Origin of the sequence: Curtobacterium sp. MCSS17_016 (assembly GCF_003234255.2) — a bacterium.
Lineage (GTDB): Bacteria > Actinomycetota > Actinomycetes > Actinomycetales > Microbacteriaceae > Curtobacterium > Curtobacterium flaccumfaciens.
Genome location: NZ_CP126254.1, coordinates 1,150,045 through 1,170,695 on the forward strand (window position 1 = coordinate 1,150,045; position 20,651 = coordinate 1,170,695).

The 20,651-nt window shown below is 72.1% G+C and carries 21 protein-coding genes; 14 read left to right on the forward strand and 7 right to left on the reverse strand.

The genetic code is table 11. From position 1 onward, the window contains the following. Positions 1 to 41: 41 nt before the first annotated feature. Positions 42 to 602 carry a mycothiol-dependent nitroreductase Rv2466c family protein gene (locus DEJ19_RS05570; protein WP_258377487.1) on the forward strand — a complete coding sequence of 187 codons (561 nt, stop codon included), beginning with the start codon at positions 42 to 44 and terminating at the stop codon, positions 600 to 602. A 121-nt stretch (positions 603 to 723) separates the two neighbouring features. Here the strand turns inward: DEJ19_RS05570 and DEJ19_RS05575 are convergent, their stop codons facing one another. Continuing rightward, the gene (locus tag DEJ19_RS05575) at positions 724 to 1,242 is read right to left on the reverse strand and encodes a GNAT family N-acetyltransferase (protein ID WP_258377483.1); all 519 of its coding nucleotides are present in this window, start codon (positions 1,240 to 1,242) and stop codon (positions 724 to 726) included. Between DEJ19_RS05575 and DEJ19_RS05580 the strand changes: the two genes are divergently transcribed. Genes DEJ19_RS05580 through DEJ19_RS05590 form a run of 3 tightly spaced genes read left to right on the forward strand, consistent with a single transcriptional unit; the run spans position 1,241 to position 3,380 of the window. Then, a complete protein-coding gene (locus tag DEJ19_RS05580; RefSeq protein WP_111234169.1) occupies positions 1,241 to 1,882 on the forward strand; it encodes a helix-turn-helix domain-containing protein in 642 nt (213 codons plus the stop codon). The two genes, DEJ19_RS05575 and DEJ19_RS05580, sit on opposite strands and share 2 nt — an antisense overlap. Positions 1,883 to 1,928: 46 nt before the next feature. Further along, positions 1,929 to 2,417, forward strand: a complete 489-nt coding sequence (locus tag DEJ19_RS05585; RefSeq protein ID WP_027464669.1) for a ribose-5-phosphate isomerase — start codon at positions 1,929 to 1,931, stop codon at positions 2,415 to 2,417. 36 nt (positions 2,418 to 2,453) lie between these two features. Beyond that, the gene (locus tag DEJ19_RS05590; protein WP_111234170.1) at positions 2,454 to 3,380 is read left to right on the forward strand and encodes an Fpg/Nei family DNA glycosylase; all 927 of its coding nucleotides are present in this window, start codon (positions 2,454 to 2,456) and stop codon (positions 3,378 to 3,380) included. Positions 3,381 to 3,408: 28 nt separating this feature from the next. Here the strand turns inward: DEJ19_RS05590 and DEJ19_RS05595 are convergent, their stop codons facing one another. Continuing rightward, on the reverse strand, positions 3,409 to 4,881 hold the full coding sequence (locus DEJ19_RS05595) for an amidohydrolase (RefSeq protein ID WP_111234171.1): 1,473 nt from the start codon (positions 4,879 to 4,881) through the stop codon (positions 3,409 to 3,411). Next, entirely contained in the window at positions 4,878 to 5,537 is a 660-nt protein-coding gene (locus DEJ19_RS05600) for an FMN-binding negative transcriptional regulator (RefSeq protein ID WP_111234172.1), read from the reverse strand. The genes DEJ19_RS05595 and DEJ19_RS05600 overlap by 4 nt, the downstream gene beginning before the upstream one ends. Before the next feature lie 179 nt (positions 5,538 to 5,716). Between DEJ19_RS05600 and DEJ19_RS05605 the strand changes: the two genes are divergently transcribed. The 9 genes from DEJ19_RS05605 to DEJ19_RS05645 all read left to right on the forward strand — a co-directional run bounded on the left by DEJ19_RS05605 (position 5,717) and on the right by DEJ19_RS05645 (position 15,082). Then, complete coding sequence (locus DEJ19_RS05605) at positions 5,717 to 7,303, forward strand: peptide ABC transporter substrate-binding protein (protein ID WP_258377484.1); 1,587 nt, start codon at positions 5,717 to 5,719, stop codon at positions 7,301 to 7,303. Positions 7,304 to 7,311: 8 nt separating this feature from the next. Next, positions 7,312 to 8,706: a M14 family zinc carboxypeptidase gene (locus DEJ19_RS05610; protein WP_111234173.1), complete on the forward strand. Its 1,395-nt coding sequence runs from the start codon at positions 7,312 to 7,314 to the stop codon at positions 8,704 to 8,706. Then, positions 8,706 to 9,647 (forward strand): ABC transporter permease, encoded by a 942-nt coding sequence (locus DEJ19_RS05615; protein WP_110864891.1) that lies wholly within the window; start codon positions 8,706 to 8,708, stop codon positions 9,645 to 9,647. The genes DEJ19_RS05610 and DEJ19_RS05615 overlap by 1 nt, the downstream gene beginning before the upstream one ends. Next, the gene (locus DEJ19_RS05620; protein ID WP_110864890.1) at positions 9,644 to 10,534 is read left to right on the forward strand and encodes an ABC transporter permease; all 891 of its coding nucleotides are present in this window, start codon (positions 9,644 to 9,646) and stop codon (positions 10,532 to 10,534) included. The genes DEJ19_RS05615 and DEJ19_RS05620 overlap by 4 nt, the downstream gene beginning before the upstream one ends. A 70-nt stretch (positions 10,535 to 10,604) precedes the next feature. After that, on the forward strand, positions 10,605 to 12,014 hold the full coding sequence (locus DEJ19_RS05625) for a serine hydrolase (protein WP_258377485.1): 1,410 nt from the start codon (positions 10,605 to 10,607) through the stop codon (positions 12,012 to 12,014). After that, positions 12,011 to 12,592: a GbsR/MarR family transcriptional regulator gene (locus tag DEJ19_RS05630; RefSeq protein WP_111234174.1), complete on the forward strand. Its 582-nt coding sequence runs from the start codon at positions 12,011 to 12,013 to the stop codon at positions 12,590 to 12,592. Before DEJ19_RS05625 ends, DEJ19_RS05630 begins: the two co-directional genes overlap by 4 nt. Continuing rightward, complete coding sequence (locus DEJ19_RS05635) at positions 12,589 to 14,250, forward strand: dipeptide ABC transporter ATP-binding protein (RefSeq protein WP_111234175.1); 1,662 nt, start codon at positions 12,589 to 12,591, stop codon at positions 14,248 to 14,250. The genes DEJ19_RS05630 and DEJ19_RS05635 overlap by 4 nt, the downstream gene beginning before the upstream one ends. A 248-nt stretch (positions 14,251 to 14,498) precedes the next feature. After that, on the forward strand, positions 14,499 to 14,828 hold the full coding sequence (locus tag DEJ19_RS05640) for a hypothetical protein (protein ID WP_035807629.1): 330 nt from the start codon (positions 14,499 to 14,501) through the stop codon (positions 14,826 to 14,828). 101 nt (positions 14,829 to 14,929) lie between these two features. Next, the gene (locus tag DEJ19_RS05645; protein WP_163343414.1) at positions 14,930 to 15,082 is read left to right on the forward strand and encodes a hypothetical protein; all 153 of its coding nucleotides are present in this window, start codon (positions 14,930 to 14,932) and stop codon (positions 15,080 to 15,082) included. A gap of 67 nt (positions 15,083 to 15,149) precedes the next feature. Here DEJ19_RS05645 and DEJ19_RS05650 read toward each other — a convergent pair whose 3' ends face one another. From DEJ19_RS05650 to DEJ19_RS05660, 3 genes are read right to left on the reverse strand one after another with little or no spacing between them, the layout of a single operon-like run. Next, a complete protein-coding gene (locus DEJ19_RS05650) occupies positions 15,150 to 16,007 on the reverse strand; it encodes an EamA family transporter (RefSeq protein ID WP_111234176.1) in 858 nt (285 codons plus the stop codon). Positions 16,008 to 16,020: 13 nt separating this feature from the next. Beyond that, a complete protein-coding gene (locus tag DEJ19_RS05655) occupies positions 16,021 to 16,683 on the reverse strand; it encodes a response regulator transcription factor (RefSeq protein ID WP_027464682.1) in 663 nt (220 codons plus the stop codon). Positions 16,684 to 16,722: 39 nt separating this feature from the next. Beyond that, entirely contained in the window at positions 16,723 to 18,291 is a 1,569-nt protein-coding gene (locus DEJ19_RS05660; protein WP_111234177.1) for a sensor histidine kinase, read from the reverse strand. 132 nt (positions 18,292 to 18,423) lie between these two features. On the opposite strand from DEJ19_RS05660, the gene DEJ19_RS05665 reads away from it, so the two are divergent. Continuing rightward, positions 18,424 to 19,254, forward strand: a complete 831-nt coding sequence (locus DEJ19_RS05665; RefSeq protein WP_111234178.1) for an AraC family transcriptional regulator — start codon at positions 18,424 to 18,426, stop codon at positions 19,252 to 19,254. A 347-nt stretch (positions 19,255 to 19,601) separates the two neighbouring features. On the opposite strand, the gene DEJ19_RS05670 is transcribed toward DEJ19_RS05665, so the two are convergent. After that, the gene (locus DEJ19_RS05670; protein ID WP_111234024.1) at positions 19,602 to 20,633 is read right to left on the reverse strand and encodes a LacI family DNA-binding transcriptional regulator; all 1,032 of its coding nucleotides are present in this window, start codon (positions 20,631 to 20,633) and stop codon (positions 19,602 to 19,604) included. Positions 20,634 to 20,651: the final 18 nt, after the last annotated feature.

Here is a 20,651-nt window from a genome sequence, read left to right on the forward strand (position 1 = left end):
CCGTGGAGTTCTGGTTCGACCCGAACTGCCCGTGGGCCTGGATGACGAGCCGCTGGGTGGGTGAGGTCGCCGAGCACCGCGACCTCGACGTGACCTGGAACGTGATGAGCCTGTTCGTCCTCAACGAGGACCAGGACGTGCCGGACAGCTACAAGGAGCGCCTGCACGCCGGCCAGGTCTACCCGCGCATCGTCACGGCGGCGCGGCTCCGGCTCGGGCAGGACGTCGTGAAGCCGCTCTACGACGCCCTCGGCGAGCACATCCACCACCGCCAGGAGTCCGACCCGGAGCAGGTCGTCCCCGCCGTGCTCGCGGAGCTCGGCCTCGACGCCGACCTGCTCGAGTACGCCTGGACGGACGAGGTCGACGCCGCCGTGCGCGCCAGCCACCAGGACGGCATCGACCGCGTCGGACAGGACGTCGGCACGCCGGTCATCGCCGTCGAGGGCACCGCGTTCTTCGGACCGGTCATCTCCCCGGCGCCCAAGGGCCAGGAGGCGCTCGACCTGTGGGACGGCGTCGTCGCCGTCGCGAAGTACCCGGGCTTCTTCGAGCTCAAGCGCTCGCGCACCGTCGGCCCGATCTTCGACACCACCGACTGACGCTCCGGAACCAGGTTCCGGACACAGCACCGCGGGATCGCGTGGTTCCGTGTCCGGAACCAGGCTCCGTTCGTCGACGGGCGGCCGGGAGGCCCGTGGTGCGCCCGCCCCGAGCGTCGCGTCAGACGAGCGGCAGGCGCATGAGCGTCAGGTCGAGCCAGCGGTCGAACTTGCGTCCGACCTCGGGCACGACCGCGACCGTGGTGAACCCCAGGCGTTCGTGCAGGGCGATCGACCCGGTGTTCGTGCTGCAGATCCCGGCCATCATGACGTGCCGGCCCTCGGCGGTGGCCCGCGCGACCAACTCGGCCATCAGGGTCGTCGCGATGCCCCGGCCGCGGAACGTCTCGACCACGTAGACGCTGTGCTCGACGGTCTGCCGGTACCCGTCCGGTTGCCGCCACTGCGAGTACGTGGCGTACCCGGCCACGACGCCGTCGACCTCGGCCACGACCACCGGGTACCCGCCGCCCTGCCGCTCGGCGAGCCACCCGTCGAAGTACGCACGCGGGTGCGGGGTGTCCTGCCAGATGGCGGTGGAGTGCAGCACCGCATCGACGTGCAGGGCGTGCACGACGTCGAGGTCGGTCGGGGAGCAGTCGCGGATCACGACCCCGTTCGTCGCATATGCTGTCATCATGTCTCACATCGTAGACGACGCATACGCCGATCCCGCAACCGGCGCCGACGACACCTCGGTCGCCGAGCAGCGGGCGCTCGGTGAACGCCTCCAGCGACTCCGCACCGAGCGGAAGTGGAGCCTCACCGAGCTCGCCGAGGAGTCCGGCGTCTCCCGCGCGATGATCAACCGGGTCGAACGCGGGGTCTCCAGCCCCACCGCGACGATCCTCGGTCGCCTGTCGGGTGCCTTCGGTCTGACGATCTCGCAGCTCCTCGACGATGCCCTGGAGCACGAGGTGCCCAGGGTGACGGACCCCGACGAGGCGCGCGGGGTCCAGCGCGGCGCGACCGCCGATTCCTGGACCGATCCCGACACCGGGTACCGCCGCCGTCCGGTCTCGAGCGCGGCGTTCCCCGCTGACGTCACCGAGGTGCGCCTCCCGGCCGGCCGCGAGGTGGCCTACCCGGCGTCCGCCTACGCATTCCTGCGGCACTGCATCTGGGTCGTCGAGGGCGTGCTCGAGGTCGTCGTCGGCGGCGAGCCGACGCGTCTGGCGGCGGGGGACCGGATCGAGCTCGGCGACCCCGCCGACGTCGTCTACCGCAACCCGGGCGAGGACCCCACCCGGTACCTCGTCGTGGTGGTCCGCGCGCCGTAGTCCGTGGTGGTCCGGGCCCCGGAGCCGCAGGAATATGATCGGTTCCATGCGCATCCACCTCGGAACGGACCACGCCGGCCTCGAGTTCAACAAGACCCTCGCAACCCACCTGACCGAAGCCGGGCACGAGGTGGTGGACCACGGTCCGACCGAGTACGACGCGCTCGACGACTACCCCTCGTTCTGCATCAACGCCGCGCACGCCGTGGTGCAGGACCAGCGCGCCGGCGTCCAGGCCCTCGGCGTCGTCTTCGGCGGTTCCGGCAACGGTGAGCAGATCGCCGCCAACAAGGTCGAGGGCATCCGCGCCGCGCTCGTCTGGAACGAGTCGACCGCGCTGCTCGCCCGGCAGCACAACGACGCCAACGTCATCTCCATCGGCGCACGCCAGCACACCGAGGACGAGGCGATCCGGTTCGTCGACCTGTTCATCGCCGAGCCGTTCTCCGGCGAGGAGCGCCACGCCCGTCGCATCGCCCAGCTCGCCGAGTACGAGACCACCGGGCTGATCGCCGGCCGCCAGATCGACGCGTAGTCCGACCCGTCAGGGGTACCGGGTAGAACGGTAGTCATGCCCGAGGGTCACTCTGTCCACCGCATCGCCAACCAGTTCACCCGGCACTTCGTCGGCAAGCGCTGCGAGGTGTCGAGCCCCCAGGGTCGCTTCGCCGCCGGGGCCGCGCAGCTCGACGGCAAGCGCATGATCGCCGCGCGTGCGGTGGCGAAGCAGATGTTCCTGGAGTTCGAGGACGACCTGTTCCTCCGCGTCCACCTCGGGCTGTACGGGGCGTGGGACTTCGCGGGAGTGATCTCCACCGCCGAGGCGCTGTCCGACGACGACCGCGAAGAGTCGCTCAGCTCGATCGGCGCCCCGCGGCTCGCCCGCTACCGGATGGCCGAGCAGGAGAAGGCGGAGGACCCGATCGAGTCCTTCCCGCCGGACCCGGTGGGCCAGGTCCGGGTGCGGATCCTCACCGATGACACCGTCGCCGACCTGCGTGGCCCGACCGCGTGCGTCGTGGAGACCCCGGCCGAGGTGCAGCGCGCGCTCGACAAGCTCGGCCCCGACCCGATGAACGACGACGGGCCCGAGGCCGAGAAGACCTTCGTCGACAACGTCCGCCGTCGGAACGTCGCGATCGGGCAGCTGCTCATGGACCAGTCCGTCGTGGCCGGCATCGGCAACATCTACCGCGCCGAGCTGCTGTTCCGGCAGCGCATCGACCCGTACAAGCCGGGCAAGAAGATCACCGTCAAGCAGGCCAAGGCGCTCTGGGCCGACTGGTCGAAGCTGCTGCACGACGGCGTCCGCGACGGTCTGATGATGACGATGGACGACCTGTCCGAGGCCGACCACAAGAAGGCCCTGCGTTCACGCAAGGACCGCCACTGGGTGTACCACCGGCAGGGCGAGCCGTGCCGGGTGTGCGGCACCGAGATCCGGATGGCCGACATGGCCGGCCGGAAGCTCTACTGGTGCCCGAAGGACCAGAAGTAGCCCACGGGGCACGGGCACACCCGCCCGCTCACAGCTCCCGGTACGTGAACCGTCCGGCGACGGCCGTCCCGAGCACCCGCATGCCACGCAGTGCGGCGGACGAGGACGCGGCCAGCGGGTCGGTCTCGACGAGCACCAGGTCCGCCACGTCGCCGACGGACACCCCGACGCGCCCGTCGGTCGACCCCTGCCACGCGACGAGTGCCGAGAGCCGTTCGGCGGGGTGCCACGGGTCCCGCCCGTCGCGGTCCCGCCCGACGGCCGCCGCCATCGACACCCACGGGTCGAGCGGCGCCACCGGGGCGTCCGAGCCGAGCAGCAGGCGCGCGCCGGCCCGTGCGAGCGACGCGAACGCGAACGCACGGTCGGTGGACCCCGCCCAGTGCCGGTCGGCGATGTCTCGGTCGTCCATCGCGTGCTCGGGCTGCACCGACGCGGCGACCCCGAGCCGGGCGAACCGGTCGACGTCGGTGTCGACGAGCAACTGCGCGTGCTCGATCGTGCCGCGGGCCCCGACGGACTCGAAGACGTCGAGCGCCAGGGTGTTCGCACGGTCGCCGATCGCGTGGATCGCGGGGACGAGTCCGGCGTCGACGGCACGGCGGGTGATCGCGACGAGCTCCTCGAACGGCCAGGCGAGCACGCCGGAGCCGTCGGTCATGGCGGCGGTCCGGGTGCCGAGCGACCCGTCCGTGACCACCTTGAACGGCCCCATCGTGAGCAGGCCCCGCGTGCCGTCGACCACGTCGCCGGTGCGCAGTCCCCGGGCGATGGCCTCGTCGAGCTCGGCCGGGTACACCCCGGACGCGACCCGGATCGCGTCGGTGCCTGCGTGGATCCGGCGGCGCCAGCGGTCGAGCCCGAAGCGCATCTCGAGGTCGACCACGCCCGTCACCCCGCGGGCTGCCGCAGCCTCGGCAGCGTCCGCCACGTAGGCGTCGAGCAGGTCGTCCGGCACCTGCGACAGCGCTCCGGTCACGTCGAACGCGTCCTGCTCGCGCAGGACCCCGTCCTCACCCGCCTCGAGCGGGCGGCCGACAGCAGCCGAGAAGTGCGCGAGCGCGAGGGCGTTGCACCACACCGCGTGCAGGTCCGCGCTGATCACGACGACCGGGAGGCCCGGTGCGGCCTGGTCGAGCAGCTCGCGTCGCGCAGGGCGCGGCCACATCCCGTCGCGGTAGCCGTGTCCGACCAGGACGCGGTCCGTCACGCCCGCCCGCGCGACGGCGGCGAGCAGGTCGGCGGTCGCCTCGGCGGAGTCGCAGCCGGTGACGTCGACGCGGCGGCGGACGAGCGCCCACTGGTCGAAGTGCGTGTGGTGGTCGCGGAGCCCCGGGCCGAGCCAGGCGCCGGCGGCCTCCACCACGTCGGTGTCGACGCTCGTGGGTTCGAGGGTGCCGGTCGGCGCGATCTCGGTGACGCGACCGTCGACGATGCGGACGTCGGCAGGGGCTCCGGAGGTGCCCACCCGCCGGACGGTGCGGAGCAGGACGTCCGTCACGACGCCTCCCGGCCGTTCGCCGGGGACGGGACGGGCCGGACCCGCTCGACCTCGTCGGCGAGCGCCGGCGACGCGTAGGGGCCGTCGCCCCGCAGCCCGGCGACGATGCGGTCGATCACCTCGGGAGCCTTGTTCTGCGACAGCTTGGCGCGGGCGTCGAACCGGGTGACGCGGATCCGGATGCCGACGGTGCCCTTGGCCATCCGGCGAGCGGTCTCCTCGTCGATCTGCAACGACACGGGCGAGGGCATGACCCGCTCGAAGTGGTCGACGAGTTCGCCGAGCACCCGGAAGTTCTCGTCGTCGGACAGGATCTCGGGGGTGCCCCAGACGTGGGCGGTGACGTGGTTCCAGGTGGGCACGAACTGCTCCGGCGGGTACCAGGCGGGGGAGACGTAGCCGTGCGGGCCCTGGAACACGACGAGGACCTCGTGCCGTCCGAGTTCGTGCGCGACCTCGTCGGGGCGGCCGACGTGGGACACCAGCACGAGGGCGTCCGGGTCGTCGTCGGGGCCGGGGGTCTCGAGCAGCACCGGGTAGTGCGACGCCACCAGCCCGGCCGCGGTGTGCGACACGATCGTCGCCCACGGGTTCCCGGTGATGAGGCGTCGGACCTCGTCGACGTGGGTCATCAGGAAGTGCGGTGTGTGGCGCATGTTCCGAGCGTGGCACAACGGGCCCGGTCGCGCGACGGGTGTCGTTTCGTCAGTGTTTCTGCGCGGTAAAACTCTCAGAGCGCATTGAAAGAAGTCTTGTGGTCGGGATTCGAACCGTCCTAGCTTTCCCACCACGACGACCGGGCAGGGATCCGGCCGCACCCGATCGAGGAGAGATCATGCGACGCAGGACGATCGCCGCGCTGGCCGCGGCGGCAACCTTGGCACTGGTGGCGACCGGCTGTTCGGCGGGCGGCGCGGCTGACGACGACGCTCCCTCGAGCCTGGTCTACGCGACCGGCGAGCCCGATCACCTGACCCCGGGCCGGCAGACCGTGGCCTTCGACCAGGTGATGAGCGTGTTCGCGCCGCTCACCCAGACCGACGCCGACGGTGACCTGCGGTACGTCGCGGCGAAGAGCGTCGAGAGCGACGACGCCACCACGTGGACGATCACGCTGCGGGACGGCTGGACGTTCCAGAACGGCGAGGCCGTCACGCCGGAGAGCTACGTGAAGGCCTGGAACCACGTGGCCTACGGCCCGAACGCGTGGGAGAACAGCGGTCAGCTCGCCGGGATCGTCGGGTACACCGACCTCAACCCGGCGAAGGGCACCCCGAAGACCAAGGAGATGTCGGGGCTGAAGGTCACCGGCAAGGACACCTTCACGGTCACGCTCACCCACGCGGACAGCCAGTTCCCCCTGCAGCTCAGCCAGGCCCAGACGGCGTTCTACCCGATGCCCGAGGCCGCGTACGACGACCTGAAGGCGTACGACAAGAAGCCGATCGGCAACGGCCCGTACGAGATGACGAAGGCGTGGAAGGCGGACCAGGAGTTCACCGTCACGGCCTGGAAGGACTACGAGGGCACGAAGCCCGCCACCGACGAGGTGACCTTCCGCAGCTACTCCGACATGAACACCGCGTACACCGACGTCCTGGCCGGCAACGCCGACGTGCTGTTCCTGCCGACCGACAAGATGACGAGCGCGAAGGCCGACTTCGGCGACCGCCTGCACTCCTTCGACGCCCCCGGCATCGACTACCTCGGGTTCCCGCTGTGGGAGGACCGGTACTCCGACCCCGACGTGCGCCGCGCGATCTCGATGTCGATCGACCGTGACGAGGTCAACGACGCGATCTACGGCGGCCTGTACGACCCGGCCACCGCGCTGACCCCACCGTCGATGTCCGGCACCGAGGAGGGCATCTGCGGCGACGCCTGCGAGTTCGACCCGGCAGCGGCGAAGAAGCTCCTCGCCAGCGCCGGCGGCTTCGACGGCACCATGACGCTCGTCTACCCGGGCGGCACCGGCCTCGACTCCCTGTACGAGGCGTACGCCAACCAGATCCGGCAGAACCTGGGCGTCGACGCCGAGGCGAAGGCCACCACCGACTGGGCGTCCTACTACTCGGAGCTCACGGACAAGACCGTCGCCGGCCCGCACTTCGGCCACTGGGGCGCGCTGTACATCAGCCAGCAGAACACGCTCCGTGCGCTGTTCACCACGGCCGGCGGCTGCTCCCCGTGCACCGGCTACTACCAGTCCGACGACGTCGACTCGCTGCTCGAGAAGGCCGACTCCGCCGGGTCGCAGGACGAGGCGAACGGGTACTACACGAAGACGCAGCAGGCCGTCCTGAAGGACTTCCCGATCGTCCCGACCTTCTTCGACAAGTACTCGTACGTCACGAGCGACAAGATCGCGAAGCTGCCGGCGGTGGCGGGCAGCCCCGTGATCGCGCAGATCGCCGTGAAGTAGGGCGGGGCATGGAGCAGCACACCGTCCTCGACCTGGTCCGCGACGTCCCCGACCGCGACGGCTTCCCGCTCGTCGACGACCTGCACGCCCGGTTCGCCGCGCTCGCCGCGGCGCACCCCGACCGGGTCACGGTCACCCGGATCGGCACGAGCCGCCTCGGCGAACCCCTGCACAGTTACCGCATCGGCACCGGGTCGCACGCGGCCGTCGTGGTCGGCGGGGTGCACCCGAACGAGCCGATCGGTTCGTGGACGGCACTGCACCTCGCCGAGACGGCCCTCGGTGACGAGCGGGTGCAGGCGCTCGACGTCACCTGGCACATCGTCCCGACGATCGACCCGGACGGCATGCGGCTCAACGAGGCGTGGTTCCACGACCCGCACGACCGGGTCTTCTACTCGCGGCACTTCTACCGGCCCGCTCCGGACAGCCAGGTCGAGTGGACGTTCCCGAACAGCTACAAGTCGGTGTACTTCGACCAGGTGCTGCCCGAGACGCTCGCGTTCATGCGGCTCATCGACGACACCGAGCCGGACCTGCTCGTGAGCCTGCACAACGGTGAGATGGGCGGGGTCTACTACTACCTGTCCGAGGACCTGCCCGCCGTCGTCGACACCCTGCACGCGGTGCCGGCCGCACTCGGGCTGCCGCTCGACACCGGGGAGCCGGAGTCCCCGTACCTGCGGGAGCTCGCCCCGGCGGTGTTCGCGATGGACGGGATCGAGACGGCGTACGCCTACCTCGAGGAACTCGGCGTCGACCCCGGCGAGCACATCCACGGCGGATCGAGCGCGGCGTGGGCGATGCGGCACGGCGCCCTCTGCATGGTGGCCGAGCTGCCGTACTGGAGCCACCCCGACGCCGACGACCAGACCCCGACCGGCGAGCCGTACGCCGACCTGCTGCGCCGGTGCGCGGACGAGCTCGGTGCCTCGGGTGCGGAGCTGCAGGCATTCCTCGACGAGGCGTCGCCGATGCTCTCGATCCCGTCCCCGTTCGTCGAGGCCTCCCGTGCGTTCGTCCCGATGCTCGCCGGGATCGCGGACACCGACCGCCGCCGTGCCGAACGGGAACCGGCCGACCGGACGGCCACCGTCGCGGAGCGCTTCGGATGCGAGGACCTCGTCCGCTGCTTCCGCCTGCGCTACGGCGGCACGCTCCTGCGCGCCGTCGAGGCGGAGACGACCGCCGGCACGGCGTCTGCGCCGCTCCGGCGGCTCCGCGACCGCCTGGCCGAGCGCTACGCGCGCTGGCAGGCGGACGCGTCGACGGGTGCGCAGCCGATCCCGGTGGGGAAGCTCGTGGGCGTGCAGTACGGGGCGATCCTCGCCTGCGCGGCGCACGTGGCGGACCCGACCCGCGCCTCCCGTCCGGTGTCGGCGGCCGTGTCGGGAGGCGCGTGATGCGTCCGACGCTCGCCGTCGGTCGCCGACTCGGCGGCCTGGTCATCGTGTTCCTCGGGGTGACCTTCCTCATCTACGCGATGACGTTCGCGCTGCCCGGCGACCCCATCAAGGCGCTCGGCGGTGAGCGCCCCCTCACCGACTCGGTCGTGCGGGCGCTGCGGGCGGAGTACCACCTGGACCAGCCGCTGTGGCTGCAGTACGTGCAGTACCTGGGCGGCCTGTTCCGGGGTGACTTCGGCACCGACTTCAACGGGCAGTCCGTCGGCGAGCAGATGGCCTCGCGGTGGCCCGTGACGATCACGCTGGCGCTCAGCGCCTGGGCGCTCGAGATCGTCCTCGGCATCGGGCTCGGCGTGGTCTCGGCGCTCAGGCGCGGCACCGTGCTCGACAAGACGGTGCTCGTCGGCACCATCGTCGTCGGAGCCGTCCCCGTGTTCGTGCTCGGCGTGGCCCTGCAGCTGGTGTTCTCGGTGCGGCTCCACTGGTTCCCGGTCGCGGGCGTCAGCGCCGGGTGGCCGACCGCGTACGTCCTGCCGGCGTTCGTGATCGCCCTGTTCGGCCTGGCCGCGGTGTCCCGGCTCACCCGGACGTCGATGATCGAGACGCTCGACGCCGACTACGTCCGGACGGCCCGCGCCAAGGGGCTCGCGCCGGGCCGGATCGTCGGCGTGCACGTGCTGCGGAACTCGCTCATCCCGACCGCCACCTACCTGGCGACCGACCTCGGGTACCTGATGGGCGGCACCGTCATCATCGAGGGCATCTTCAACCTGCCGGGCGTCGGGAACCTGCTGTTCCAGGGCATCCGCTCGCACGAGGGTGCCGTCGTCGTCGGCATCTCGACCGCCCTCATCCTGGTGTTCCTCGTCACGAGCGTGCTCGTCGACCTGCTGCACGCCGCCCTCGACCCGCGCGTCCGGACAGGAGCCTCCCGATGACCACCGAAGCCCTCGGCGCCACCGTCGACCCCGTCGTCGGGGTCCGGCGTCGGCCACTGCTCGCCGCCGCACGGACGCCGGGGTTCTGGGTGCCCGCGTCGGTGCTCGTGGTGGTCCTGCTCATCGCGGCGTTCCCGCAGCTGTTCGCCGGGCTGTTCGGCCACGGCGACCCCCGGGTGTGCGACCTCGGCCGGAGCGGGGCGTCAGCGACCGCCGGGCACCCGTTCGGCTTCGACCTGCAGGGCTGCGACGTGTACGCGAACGTCATCTGGGGCACCCGGTCGTCGATCGCCGTCGCGGTGCTCACGACCCTGCTCGCCGGCATGGTCGCGGTCGTCGTCGGGACCGTCGCGGGCATGGTCGGCGGATGGGTGGACGCCGTCCTCGCCCGGCTCACCGACGTGTTCCTCGGGTTCCCGTTCCTGCTCGGCGCCGTCGTCGTGCTGAACAGCGTGGGGGAGCGGTCGGTGCTCACCGTGTCGCTCGTGCTCGCCCTGTTCGGGTGGCCGACGATGGCCCGGCTCGTGCGGTCGAGCGTCCGCAGCGTCCGGGGCGCCGAGTTCGTGCTCGCCGCCCGGACGATGGGGTTGTCGACGTGGCGGATCACCACCCGGTACGTGTTGCCGTCGTCGATCTCGCCGCTGCTCGTGCTCGCCACCATCACCGTCGGTGGGGTCATCGTGTCCGAGTCGTCGCTGACCTACCTCGGCATCGGGCTGGAGCGTCCGGCGATCTCGTGGGGGCTGCAGCTGTCCGCGGCGACGTCGCAGTTCCTCCGGGCCCCGCACATGCTCATCGCGCCGGCGGCGTTCCTCGCCGTGACCGTGCTCGCCGTCATCGCGCTCGGCGACACGCTGCGCGCCGCACTCGACCCGCGTCGGCGCTGACGTGCGTCGCGGCGGGCACCGTCGCGACCGACGCGCCAGACTCGAACCACCGCCCTTCGAAAGGACCACCGTGACCGACACCCTCTCCGCGTACCGGAAGACCCTGCCCTACATCCGCGAGTGGGTGTCGTACAAGGTGTGGCAGTTGCGGGTGCCCGGCGTGCAGGTCGCCGTCGGCTTCGGCGGCGAGGTCCTGTTCGACGAGGCCTGGGGCTACGCCGACGTCGAGGCCGGGCGCCGCCTGACCACCTCCGACCTGTTCCGCATCGCCTCGCACTCGAAGACCTTCACCGCGACGGCCCTGCTGCAGCTCGCCGAGCGCGGGTCGCTCCGGCTCGACGACACCGTCGGCACGTACGTCCCGGCCCTGGTCGACGGCGGCTCGCCGCTCGCCGACGCCACCCTGCGCGAGCTCATGGAGATGGGCGCCGGCGTCATCCGCGACGGACACGACGGCGACTACTGGTCCCTGCTCCGCCCGTTCCCCGACGAGCAGGAACTCCTGGCGCTCGTGCTCGACCGGGGCCAGAAGGTGCCGACCGGCTCGTCGTTCAACTACTCGAACCTCGGCTACTCCCTGCTCGGCCTGGTCATCGCCGCGGTGTCCGGGCAGTCGTACAACGACTTCGTGCGCGAGTCGATCACCGAACCCCTGGGCCTGCGGAACACCGGCCCCGACTGGGACCCCGCACGCGCCGACGACTTCGTGGTCGGGTACACCGGCTTCCACACCGCCCGGCACCGGCAGCGCATCGACCACGTCGACACCCGCGCGATGGCCGCCGCCACCGGCTTCCACGGCACCGCGTCCGACCTGGTCCGCTACTTCTCGCAGCACGTGATCGGGCAGGGCACCCTGCTCGACGACCACTCCAAGCGCCTCGCGCAGCGGAAGGCCTGGAGCGCCACCGACGACCCCGCGGCCCGCGGCTACGGTGCCGGGTTCATCGTCGACCGGATCGACGGACGCGAGATCCGCGGCCACTCGGGTGGGTTCCCCGGCCACATCACCCAGTCGATGTTCGACCCGGCGTCCGGGCTCGTCGTGTCCGTGCTCACGAGTGCCGCCGCCGGACCCGCCACGCTCGTCGCCACCGCGGTCATCGCCATGCTCGACGCCGCGGCCGACGCCGACGCCCCGGGGACCCCGGTACCCGACGACGTCGACACCGCCACGTTCACCGGACGCTTCGCCAACCCGTGGGGCGTCACCGACGTCGCCCGGATCGGTGACCGGCTCGTCGAGGTCGACCCGTCCGGCGCCGAGCCGATGGACACCCCCACCCGACTCGAGGTCGTCGACGCCGACACCCTGCGGATGACCCACGGCAACCGCTTCGGCTCGGTCGACGAGGACATCACCTACACCCGCGACGAGGACGGCACCGTGCGGGCGATCCGTGGCGGTGGCGGCATGTCGCAGGAGCCGTGGTCGATCCCGGACGAGCGACCCGAGGTGGCCGCCGGGCTGGCCTCGTGACGGACGACAGGGGCGCCGACGGCACCGACGGCGCCCGCACCGACGCCGACGACGACCGGCTGCTCGGACCGGAGCGCCAGGCGTTCGTCGAGGAGTTCGCCCTGATGCTCAACGACGGCGCGGGCATGCCCCTCACCGACGCCCGGGTGCTCGGCTACCTGATGATGACCCGCGCACCGCACTCGTCGTCGTCGGACCTGCAGGCAGCGCTCGGTGCCAGCTCGGGGTCGGTGTCGATGGCCACCCGACGGCTCGTCGACTCCGGGTTCGTGAAGCGCCACATCGTCCCCGGCGAGCGCAGTCACTACTTCCGCGCCGAGGCCGACGTCTGGGGCTCCTGGCTCGCCAGCGAACGGAAGTACCTCGACCGGCAGCGCGACATCATCGGCCGCGGGCTCGCCGTCGTCGAGGGCGCCGGCCGTACCGGCACGGGCGACGTGGACGCCGAGGTCCGCGAGCGTCTGCTCAACGGTCGCGACTACATGCAGTGGCTGCAGGGATACCACCGCAAGATGCTCGAGGAGTGGGAGGCCTTCAAGGCCGCCCGCGACGACACCGACCCCCCGGAGACCCCATGAGCGGCACCACCGACGTCCTGACCGTCGAGCACCTCACCGTCACCTTCGACGTGGACGGCGAGGTGGTCCGCGCCGTCGACGACGCCTCGTTCACCGTGGCCCGGGGCGAGGTCGTCGCGGTCGTGGGGGAGTCCGGCTCCGGCAAGAGCATGACCGCGATGACCGCGATGGGCATCGCCCCCGACGGTGCGCGCGCCTCGGGGAGCATCCGGCTCGGCGACCTCGAGGTCATCGGCACCGACGAGCGCACCCTCCGGTCGGTCCGGGGCCGCAGCGTGTCGATGATCTTCCAGGACCCGTCCGCGGCGCTGAACCCGGTGTTCACCATCGGGTTCCAGCTCGCCGAGGCCGTCCGACGCACCAACGGCCAGCACGACCGCGCCGCCGTCCGGGAGCGCTCGCTCGAGCTGCTCCGCGCCGTGGAGGTCCCCGAACCCGAACGCCGCCTGGGCCAGTACCCGCACGAACTCTCCGGCGGGCAGGCCCAGCGCGTGATGATCGCGATGGCGCTCGCCGCCGACCCGGACCTGCTCATCGCGGACGAGCCGACGACCGCCCTCGACGTCACCGTGCAGGCCGAGGTGCTCGACGTCCTCCGCGCGCTGCGCGAGCGCACCGGCACCGCGATCCTGCTCATCACCCACGACATGGGCGTCGTCGCGGACCTCGCCGACCGCGTGGTCGTGATGCGCCGAGGCCGCGTCGTCGAGACCGGCACCGCCGAGGCGGTCTTCGCCGCACCGTCCGCCGACTACACGCGCGAACTCCTCGCTGCGGTCCCGCGCATGGGCACCGGGTCCGGTCTGGAGGCCCGGCTCGGCTCCGCCACGGAGCCCCCGGCCGCCGTCCTGGACGTCCGGCACCTCGTGGTCGAGTACGGCGGCGCCCTGCGCGGGCGCTTCCGTGCCGTCGACGACGTGTCGTTCACCGTCGGCCGTGGCGAGATCGTCGGCCTGGTGGGGGAGTCCGGCAGTGGCAAGACCACCATCGGCCGGGCCGCGGTGGGCCTCGCGCCGATCACCTCGGGCTCGGTGGTCGTCGACGGCACCGACGTCGCCGGCGCACGACGAGCCGCCCGCCGGCAGATGCGCCAGCACGTCGGCGTGGTGTTCCAGAACCCGCTCCGGTCGCTCAACCCCCGGTACACCGTCGGGCAGACCGTCGCCGAGCCGCTCCGCCAGATCCTCCGGCTGTCGGCGGTGCAGGTCGAGGAGCGTGTCGAACGGCTCCTCGCCGACGTCGGTCTCGACGGCGGGTACGCCGAGCGCTACCCGCACGAACTCTCCGGCGGCCAACGGCAACGCGTCGCGATCGCCCGCGCGGTGGCGCTCGACCCCGCGCTCCTGATCGCCGACGAGCCGACGAGCGCACTCGACGTGTCGGTGCAGGCCCGCGTGCTCGACGTGTTCCGCGAGCTGCAGGAGCGCCTCGGGTTCGCGTGCCTGTTCGTCACGCACGACCTCGCCGTGGTCGACACCCTGTGCGACCGGGTCGTCGTGCTGCACGGTGGCCGGGTCGCCGAACACGGCACGCGCGACGCCATCCTGCGCTCGCCCCAGGACCCGTACACACGACGGCTCATCCAGGCCGCCCCGGTGCCGGACCCCGGGGAGCAGGCACGCCGACGCTCCGAGCGTCTGGCGGCCCGCGCGGGCTGAGCCGGAGCCGGAGTGTGCGTCGACTCCCGCTGCTCTGCCCGGCGAGGGACGGACGTTCGTGTCCGCGCGATGACGGTTCCGGTTCGCGCCGCCCGGGGATCGTGAACCAGAACCGTCAACGAGGTGGGAACGCGTGCCCATCCGCCCCGGCTCGCCGCTCGCCGACGACACGCCCGTCCGACGCCAGGTCGTCGTCCAGACGGCGCGGTCGACTTGACTGTCGTTCGAACACACGTTCGAATACCGTCGTGGGACGGCGTCGCGAGAACCGGTGGCAGCCCCCGGAGCACCCGGAGGTCGAGCGTCCGCGCGCGTACTCCCTGTCCGAGGACGCCCGCGGCGGCGACGTCTGCCACGCCGTCACCCCGAAGCCGGTCTGGGCGTGGATCCAGTTCCCGACCTTCCACGTCCGGGTGAAGGCCTTCGCCAAGAGCTGGACCCGCGACGCCGTGCTGGTGGAGTGGGCGCAGTTCGGGCAGCAGGCCGAGGCATGGGTGTGGCGCTCCGCGGTGAAGCACCGCACGCTCCGTGCCGACCGGGACAGCGCGAACCGGAGTCCACAGAACGCACTGCGTTGACTTCCACCCGCACCCCGAGGATGGTTTAGCGAACGCGGGTTCAGCAAGTAACTCACCGATCGAGGCAATCGATCCGGACCCGTACCCACGAAGGAGGCACCATGAAGAACGCAGCGGTGCCGTCCTGGGTCGCCCACGTGCTCACCCCGCCCGAGGTCATCAGCGCCTACGTCGAGCGTCGGATCAACGATCCGTCCCTCCTGTCGGGTGAGCAGTCGGAACCCACGTACGCAGACTTCCTGCGCGACGAGTAGACGGTCTTCTCAGGAGGCCCGGATCACGCACCGCCGTCGGCGGACGTGATCCGGGCCTCCTCTTCGTTCACCCCGTGCTTCCGCCGCGTCGGCGACGGGCCGACAGCGTCACGCCGACGCTCGCGGCGGTGACGCACGCCAGGGCGACCGTCTCGAGCACCGACAGCCCCTCGGCCAGCACCACCAGGCCGGCCAGGGCGGCGATCGCCGGGCCGAGGCTCTGCAGCACCCCGAACACCCGTGTCGGCATCCGGCGGAGCGCGAGCATCTCGAGGGCGTACGGCAGCACGCTGGACAGCACGGCGACGGCGCCGAAGACGAGCAGGAGCGTCGGTTCGCGCAGGACGCCGTCCACCGCGGACCGGAGCCCGAACGGCAACGACACGAGCATCCCGACCACCATCGACACGACGAGCCCGTCGACGCCGGGGATCGCGGCGCCGACGTGCCGGTTCATCACGATGTAGCCCGCCCAGCACGCGGCAGCGAGGACCGCCCAGACGACCCCGCCCACCTCGGTCACCGCGGTCGGGCCGACGCCGAGCAGCACGACCCCCGCGAGCGCCAGCACGGCCCACAGTGCATCGCGCCAGCGCCGGGTGTGCACGAGCGACAGGGCGAGCGGCCCGAGGAACTCGATCGTCACGGCGACACCGATCGGGATGCTCGCGAACGACAGGTAGATGAAGACGTTCATGCCGCCGAGCGCCAGGCCGAGGCCGACCGCACCGAGCCACTGCGCCCGCGTCCAGTGCCGGACGCGGGGACGGACCACCAGGGCGAGCACGACGGCGCCGATGACGAGCCGCAGCGTGGCGGCACCGACCGCGCCGACGTCGTCGAAGTGGGTCTTCGCGATCGCGGCGCCGAGCTGGACGGACACCATCGCGGTGAGGGCCAGCAGGGGTGCGGGGACCCGGTTCATCCTCGGGCTCGGCTCATCCGAGGTAGGCGAGGACGGCGAGGACGCGGCGGTGGTCCTCTCCGGTGTCCTCGAGCGCGAGCTTGCCGAAGATGCTCGACACGTGCTTCTCGACGGCTCCGGTGCCGATCACCAGGGCGCGGGCGATCGCGGCGTTCGTGCGGCCCTCGGCCATCAGCCCGAGCACGTCGCGCTCGCGCGGGGTCAGGGCTGCGAGCGGGTCGCGGCGGCGGCTCATCAGCTGCGTGACGACCTCGGGGTCGAGCACGGTGCCCCCGGCGGCGATGCGGCGGACGGCGTCGTCGATCTCCTCGAGCCGGGTGACGCGGTCCTTGAGCAGGTAGCCGATGCCGGTCGCGCCGGCCGCGAGGACGTCCTCGGCGTAGGTGGCCTCGACGTACTGGGAGAGCAGGAGCACACCCGTCCGTGGAGCGATCCGGCGGGTCTCGACGGCGGCGCGGACACCCTCGTCGGTGAAGGTCGGCGGCATCCGCACGTCCATCACCACGACGTCGGGTGCACCCTCGGGCAGCGTCGCCAGGAAGGCCCGGGCGTCGGAGTACTGCCCGATGACGTCGATGCCGGCCTCGTCGAGCACGCGGGCCAGGCCCTCGCGCAGCAGGACGGCGTCGTCGACGACGACGGCCCGGATGCGTGCTGCATCCGGGCCGTCTGTCATGCCGACCAGCCTAGTGGGAGCGCGGGCGCCCCCGTGGGGTCACGACCGCTGGTTCGCCGCCGTCGGGACGCCGTTCAGGGCACCGAGGGGGATCCGGGCGGTGGCCTCGGTCGGGCCACCCTCGGGGCTCGAGACGACCAGGTCGCCGTCGAGGGCCCGCATGCGGCCGATCAGGCCCTCGATCCCGTGGCCCTGCTGCGGTCGGGCACCGCCCCGGCCGTCGTCGGTGACGCTGACCGTCAGGTACCAGAGGCCCGAGGCGTCGACGACCAGGCCGAGGTACACCCCGGCGGTGGTGGCGCCGGCGTGCTTCATGGTGTTCGTCAGCAGCTCGCTCACCGTGAAGTACACGTTGCGCTGGATCTCCGTGGCGAGCTCCAGGCCCTCGGGCAGCCGGACGTCCAGGCCCACCGGGATCGGGGTGCGGGCGACCAGTGCCTCGAGCGCCGCGACGAGTCCGCGGTCGAGCAGGATCGGCGGAGCGAAGCCGCGGGACAGGGCGCGCAGTTCGTCGAGGGCGTCCTGGGCGTGCTCGGACGCCTCACCGATGAGCTGCTTGGCCTTCTCGGGGTCCTTCTCGAAGGCGCGCTCGGCGGCGGACAGGTCCATGCGGAGTCGCACCAGCCGCTGCTGCGGGCCGTCGTGCAGGTCGCGCTCGATCTGGCGGAGTGCCTGCCCCTCGGCGGTGACGGCACCGGCGCGGGAGGCCTGCAGGCCGGCGACGCGCTGCTCGAGCTGCTCGGCGCGGAAGCCGCCCAGCAGGCCGAAGTCGACCCAGTAGTGCGCCAGGACGGATCCGCGGGCCCAGAGCGGGAAGAGCACGACCGAGGCGGCCATCGACAGCAGGCCGAGGGCGCCGACGCCGGTCACGAACCCGACGCTGTCCGTGAAGTAGCCGACCCGGACGTTGTTCGCGAAGTACAGTCCGCCCACGACGATCGGCCAGGCGAAGCCGACGAGCAGCAGTGCACCGGTCCCGACGGTCACGACCGCGACGAGCGGGTAGACGACCGCGGCGTGCAGCAGGTAGAGCCAGTAGTGCGGGTTGGCGACGGCCGAGCCGGTACGGGTCCACCAGTTCTGCTGCCACCGGGGCGTCCAGTCCACCGGGCGGATCGGGCGTCGGTCGGCCCAGCTCATGCGGAGCTTCTCGAACTGTCCGAGCCACCGCGCCACGAACAGCGCGATGAAGAACATGAGCAGGACGAAGGGGTTGAAGAGGTCGCGGAACCCGCCACCGAAGATCGCCGTCGGGAACGCGAAGTACAGCGTGCAGAGCAGCACGGCGGTGAGCGCCATGTAGCCGAAGTCCCGCGGCAGGCGCCTCCACGCGTCGCGGTAGAACTGCCCGGCGGTCATGCCGGACCCGCGACCGGAACCACCGACCGGACCGGACCCGACCCGCGGGGTGGCGCTCCACGACGCCGGCGGGGACTGCGGGGCGTCCTGGGGGTCCTGCTGGTGCTGGCGCGGGTACTGGGGCATCGGCTTGGTGGCTCCAGGGGGCACGGAGTCGCCCAGCGGGACGGTCTGGGCCTGGTCGGGCGAAGGCGTGACGTCGTCCAGCGGGACGGTTCGCGCCTGGTCGAGGCGGTCGGTGTCGGTCATGCATCCAGCCTCGCGATCGCGGAGCCGTTCCCCCATCCTGCCCTCTCCCCACCCCGGGTGGGGTTATCCCCCCTCTTCCACAGGTCGCCCGATCCACGCCCACGCGTCCTGCCCGTGGATCACGCTCGTCGGATGGCTGATGCGCTCCGAGCACTGATCGACGCCGTCGGGCTCCAGGTGGGGCCGGGCACCGAGGTGCGGTCCGACGACGAGGCGTGGACGCTCGACGTCGAACCGACGGGCACCCACGTCTGGGTGGCGACGCGGTCCCGTTCCGTGTGGATCCGGCGCGGAGACGACATCGCGATCGTCGACGCCGGCACCGCCGCCCTCGTCGAAGGGCACGCGACGATCACGATCGGCACGGGCCCCGAGCGCTCCGGCCCGCCCCGCGTCGCGGAGACGTACGCGTTCCCGCACGAGGCACTCTTCGCGCTGACCGGTGTCCTCCTCGGAGCCGCAACGCTCGGCCCGCTCGCCGACGAGGTCCTCGCACTCCCACCCGTCGCGACCACCGGTCCGCCCGGGGCTCCCTCGCCCGACGTCGGCCTCGCGCTGCGCCACGTCGGGCACCTCGACGGCGGGAGGTGGCACGGCGCGCAGCAGCAGGCCCTCGCCCGGCTCGTCGTCACGACGGTGCTCCGCGACAACCCGCCCCCGATGCTCGGCGACAACGGTCTCGCGCGGATCCTCGACCGCTTGTTCGATCCGGCTGGTCCGTCGTCTCTGCAGGGCATCCTCGTCGGTGTCCGGATGTCGGAGCGCACCCTCGAGCGCCGGTGCGCCGCAGCAACGGGATGCTCGCCCGCGCAGCTCGGCCGCTGGTACCGCAGTCTCGCCGTCCGCAGCGCACTCACCCGTGGCGACCGCCCGTCCGACGTCGCGACACGCTTCGGCTTCAGCACGACGTCGTCCAGGTGGCGAGCCCTCGAGCGGGTCCGACCCCCGACGACCCGCCGGTGACCGTCGACCGCGGGGAAGGAGGTTCCGATCCGCATCGATGACGGTTCTGGTTCACGATCCTCGGGTTTCGTGAACCAGAACCGTCACGGCGCGGAGAAGACCACGTCGTCCCGCGTCGGTGCAGTGCAGTGCGGTGCGTGCGCCAGTTGCAGGCAGCCGCGCCGCGCTGCGGGAGGGGGAGCGGCGGCAGCGGGAGCGGGAGGGGGAGCGGCGGCAGCGGGAGGGGGAGCGGTGGGAGCGGGAGCGGCGGCAGCGGGAGCCGGACCGGCGAGCACGGCGGGCGCCTGAGCGCGCGGAATCAGCGGCGGGAGCGGGAGCGGGTCGTCGGCGCCGACGTCCGGAGCGGGTCAGGCGGGGGCGCGGCCGGTGGACTCGCGGACGCTCAGGGTGAGCGAGGGGCCCGGGCGTGAGGGGAGCGGGGCGCTGGCGTCGATCTGCGCGCGCAGCAGGGTCGCTGCACGCTGTCCGAGCTCGACGGTGTCGCGGGTGAGCGAGGTGATCGCCGGGCGGACGAGCCGGATCATCGCCGAGTCGTCGAAGGACACGATCGAGACGTCGCCGGGCACCGCGACGCCCATCTCGCTCGCCACGCCCAGCCCGGCGACGGCGAGCACGTCGTTGTCGTAGACGATCGCGGTCGGTCGGATGCTCCTCGACAGCAGGGTGCGGGTGGCGCTGGCGCCGGCCTCGGCCGAGTAGTCCGTCGGCACCGAGACCGTGTCGTCGAGCCCCTCGTCGGCAGCGAACGCCCGGAGCCGGTCCATGCGCATGGCGGTGTGCTCGAACTCGGGCCGGCCGGCGACGTGCGCGATGCGTCGGTGCCCGAGGGCGTGCAGGTACCGCAGAACGGTGTCGGTGGCGTCCGAGTCGTCGATCCAGACCGTGGGGGCTGCGCCGCCGGGGGAGGGGTGCGAGCCGACGACGACGGTGGGCAGGCCGAGGTCGGCGAGCAGGGCGAGCCGGGCGTCGTCGCGACGAGGGTCGATCACGATCACGCCGTCGACACGGTGTCCGCGCCACCAGTCCCGGTAGGTCTCGAGTTCTTCCTCGGCATCGCGCGCGACGAGCAGGTTCATGCCGACGTGGGTGCCGGCGAGCCCGAGCTGGATGCCGGAGATCAGGTCGCCGAAGAACGACTCCGTGCCCAGGGTTCGGGCCGGGCGGTTCAGCACGAAGCCGATGGAACCGGCCTTCGCGCCGCCGAGTGCCCGGGCCGCGGTGTGCGGCTGCCAGTCGAGCTCGCGGGCGATCTCGCGCACGCGGCGACGGGTCTCGTCGGAGACGCCGGGGCGGTCGTTCAACGCGAACGACACCGCGCTGATGGACACACCGGCCCGCGCGGCGATGTCGGCGATCGTCGTTCGACGCTTGGTGGCCACGGGGTTGACTATAGCGCT